Origin of the sequence: Dehalobacter sp. TeCB1, assembly GCF_001707455.1 — a bacterium.
Lineage (GTDB): Bacteria > Bacillota > Desulfitobacteriia > Desulfitobacteriales > Syntrophobotulaceae > Dehalobacter > Dehalobacter restrictus.
Window position 1 is genome coordinate 1 of the sequence record NZ_MCHF01000019.1, and the last position, 3,993, is coordinate 3,993.

Annotated in this window: 3 protein-coding genes and 1 pseudogene; all 4 read right to left on the reverse strand. The window is 37.5% G+C overall.

Annotation, left to right across the window (positions count from 1 at the left end):
* Positions 1–122: pseudogene (locus tag A7D23_RS16380) on the reverse strand (dehalogenase); the annotation flags it as partial.
* Between the two features lie 248 nt (positions 123–370).
* Entirely contained in the window at positions 371–1,063 is a 693-nt protein-coding gene (locus tag A7D23_RS05510) for a Crp/Fnr family transcriptional regulator (RefSeq protein ID WP_068883408.1), read from the reverse strand.
* A gap of 290 nt (positions 1,064–1,353) precedes the next feature.
* Positions 1,354–2,064, reverse strand: coding sequence for a Crp/Fnr family transcriptional regulator (locus A7D23_RS05515; protein WP_068883410.1), 711 nt, complete (start codon positions 2,062–2,064; stop codon positions 1,354–1,356).
* Between the two features lie 574 nt (positions 2,065–2,638).
* The coding region (locus A7D23_RS05520; RefSeq protein WP_176714396.1) for a reductive dehalogenase at positions 2,639–3,993 on the reverse strand (1,355 nt) is incomplete at its 5' end.

Here is a 3,993-nt window from a genome sequence, read left to right on the forward strand (position 1 = left end):
ATAACATATAAGGCCCAGTTCAGTACTGTTTTCCACATTAAGTCCTTTTTGGCGCGAGGTTTAATAAAAAGAATCCCCGCTAAAAATAACACACCGGCAAGAAAAATTAAGAATGTACCCATACATCCACCTCCCTTTTAATATAATTTTAAAGATATTCTTGATAGGAATTTTAGTATGAATTAAACATTAATTAATTTTCTATATCAGCACTTCTGTATTAGTTATAATCGGATAATTAAAATATAAATAAAATTTTTATTTTTTGGTCTCTGTAATAAACAAACCCTCAGGAACAAAAATCCATGAGGGTTTGTTTATTGACAGCTTTCCAATGACTTAAAAAATTTGTATTATCTGATACTATCTTTTAAAAAAGACGTTTCTCAAATGTTAGCTCTTTTAATCTATCTAAATCATGGATAATGATCTTGCCTTTCTTTTTCTCGATAATCTTTTGCTTTTCCAAATATCCTAATACTTTGGATACTGTAACAAAATGGACTCCTGATATTTCAGAAATTTGTTTCTGAGACAATTCAAGACGGACTTCATATGAATCCCCTACGGGTATTCCGTTAGATATGCATAGTCCATAAAGAAGTCTTACAATTCTGACCGTAGGATTGTATAATTCCATTTCAATGGTCTGTTTCATAAAATAAATGCCTTTGGCAAAAAGATTTTTCATAATTTCAAAATATAAATCACAGTCAGTTTGAAAAATTGTTATAAGCTGCTCCTTTGAAAAAAAACACACTCTGCATTTTTCTATTGCAGTCGCGTAGGCATTATCATTATTCAGCTGAAAGATCCTATCCATGACTCCATTTTTGCCGCAAAAATATACCAACCTTTGCCTACCTTCCTCTGTAACCATGTTGAGCTGGATTTTTCCCGAAAGTACATAGATTAGCATGCACTCATCCCCTGGCAAAATAACCGCACTTCCTTTGGCATAGGATTTCACAACTCCTAAGTGGACAAATCTTTGCAATTTTTCAACGGGATAGAATGTGTCAGGAATTGTTCTTGTCAATTCATTAAAAAAATCATATTCCATGGCTTTCTAACCCCCCAATAATACACTTTCTTATTAATTTATATATTTTCCTACTTATTTGTTTGCATGCATTAAATTTTTTTGTTAGTAAACTGTGTTAAAATACGATAAATAAAAGGAATAATAACTTAAATAGGTACTCTTGGGAAGAAATAATGCCATGAGTCTAGATATTTGAAAATCTTAATTTAATTATAGAATTTGCGATATTAGAATACAATAACTTTTTATAATTCAGGTTTGGTTATCAGAATGGCATTTTTTTGTTTGACTAACCCTTATAATATAAATTATAAATTCTTAAATATTTGTGTTCTCTGCGTCAACTCTTTTAGTTTTTCAAGATTATAAATAATCATCTTTCCAGTCTTTTTTACCAAAATGTCCTGTCTTTTCAGAAGGGTAAATACCTTTGATACCGTCACATAATGAGCACCGGTTATCTCAGAAATGTTTTTTAGTGTTAACTTTATGCTAACTTCAATATGGCTGTCCACCGGTATCCCCATAGAAATACAAAGATCATGAAGTAACCTTACAACCCTAACCGCCGAATTAAAATAATCCATTTCAACAGCCTGCTTCATAAAATAAGAAGCTTTAGCATTGCTATTTTTTAATAAGTCCAAGATAATATCTCTGTCCAACTGAAAAATATGTTCAATCTGTTCTTCAGAAAAATGACATACTTTGCTATTTTCTAACGCCAGCAAACAACCCTCAAAAGTAGATTTGTAAGCATAATGGTATAGATGATTGAATACACTATGCTTCCCGCCAAAATAGACCATCCTTTCCCTTCCATCATCAAAAATGTAATTTAATTGCACCTTGCCATAAAGTACATAAAATAATTCGCTCCTTCCTTCTCCCGAGAAGCCAATATAACTTCCTTTGGAATAAAATTTTGCAGTACCATGATGTGCATATTTTTCCAACCTACTTACTGCATAAAAAGTATCTGGAATTCCTCCCATCCATTTTCCAAAATTCTCTTGCATTTATCTCCTCTCCTTTCCTTATTGAATTGGGTTACCGCTACAGGCATTTCCCAGTAATAATTGCCTTATTTTATGGTGATTGAAATTTGCACTATTAGCATACGATAATTTTTTTTATCATTTGTACATCCATATTAACTTTTTTGCAAAAATCGATACCTGTATGGGAATGACTTAAAAGCAATTTGTTCGCTCCTTTTACTTAAGGAATTGGCAATAATACGGAGCAAAGTTGCTCATGTCGGAAAGGGGGCGTAACGAAACTATATGTTTCGGTTGCGCCCCCAAATAGAAAAGACTTCATTTTGAAATTGACGTCTTCGTTTGAGGCTAAGTTGTGATACAGCCCCTTTTTTTATACAGTGAGCTGTCAAAGTAAATGCAACCTTTACCAGCGTAAATAGTAAGGAGTTGCATTTACTTTGACAGCTCACCCTGGAATATCCATATTTATGGCATCGATTTTATAAAAGAGCTGTTGACACCCAACTTTTTCATTCGTCCTCAACAGCTCTTCTCATGTTTGATTACTTCATTGCTAAAAAATTCTAATACTTTTGTATTTTGGAGTCTATTAGAGCGGACTTTTCGGCAATGGCGCTGTTAGAACACTTACGGGAGGCAGTTTGTATTTTTCCGGCCACTCAAGCCACCATTTATATTTCTCGATCTGTTCGGTTCCATATCCAAACATATCATCAATAGATTTCAGCATCGACGCAGAGGTTTTAGTCTGGCTTCCAAACCAAGTTCCCGCCTGGTGGAACCAGGAATCTTCCTTCGAATTCCACGGGCAGACCTTCATGCATCTTCCACAGCAGACACCTTCTTCATTACTTACCCGGAATTCGGCACACTTGTCTGCATCGTTTTTCCAACGCAGGTAACCGTTCACTTCTTTCATATCATCATCGAGTGAAATAGCGCCGTTAGGACAATTTTCAGCACATTTTTTACAGATACGGCAGAAGTCAAGAAGGCCAAAATCAATGGGTTTATCCGGAACAAGCGGCAAATCTGTTGTAATACCAGCCACCTTATTACGGAATCCCAACCGGGGATGAATGGCACAATCACCTGTGCGACACAGTTCGCCCAATCCTGCCGCTATAATAGTCGGAGGCATATTTGCGGTATAATCAACAGCGTATTGCGCCCGGGCGTTATAACCAAGATTTCTGATATATTGCGCAATAATAACAGAAATGACTCCAGTTGAGTGATATCCCAGGAAAGATTGAGATTGGCTGATGGCGTCATAACCTGTGGAAGCGAGCGTTGTTTTCAGATTCTGATCGACCATGACCACAATAACATAGGGCATTTCCGGTTCAGTTATCGGCTTAACGCACTGTTCCCTGGGTAATTCAAGCAACTCTCTTGAGGCAAACGGTTCATATATCGTTTTTTCAAACCAGTAAGCATACGATGGCATCTTGCCGATTCCCACATCATCGGCTCTTAAAAAATAAGCCAGGTCTTTGATATGCATCGACATTTGTTCTGGATCAGGAATTTCCGTTTTCACAGGAGCAACAGGACCTTCCACGAGGGGCTTCGGCAGGGCGGTCCCCATAACTATCGCCAGCGACATGGGATCTTTGGGTATGAGATTGTAGAGTCCTAATTGTGCTCTTTGACTGACTAATCCCTCAGCACAACGATCAAATCCGCTGTCGTATTGGCTGGTTTTCTTTATCGGTCCGACAATTTTCGTAGTTCCCAGCCACTTGTCGTTTTGTTCTACAAAACGGAGCGAGACGCTGCCCATATCATGAACAGGATTTAATTTGGACCATTGGCCTTTGGGTGCGGCAGTATACCTAAACGTCTCGCCCGCCGCACTGGCGACCTTGGCTGGCGCTGTCAGCGCCCCAACAACTCCCATAGCAGTCGCTGCAGCACCGGCTTTCAGGAAATTTCTCCGGT

Bases quoted from the DNA above. Each gene is read 5' to 3' on its own strand.
- A7D23_RS05515 (WP_068883410.1), bottom strand. From the start codon at position 2,064: ATGCAAGAGAATTTTGGAAAATGGATGGGAGGAATTCCAGATACTTTT.
- A7D23_RS05510 (WP_068883408.1), bottom strand. From the start codon at position 1,063: ATGGAATATGATTTTTTTAATGAATTGACAAGAACAATTCCTGACACA.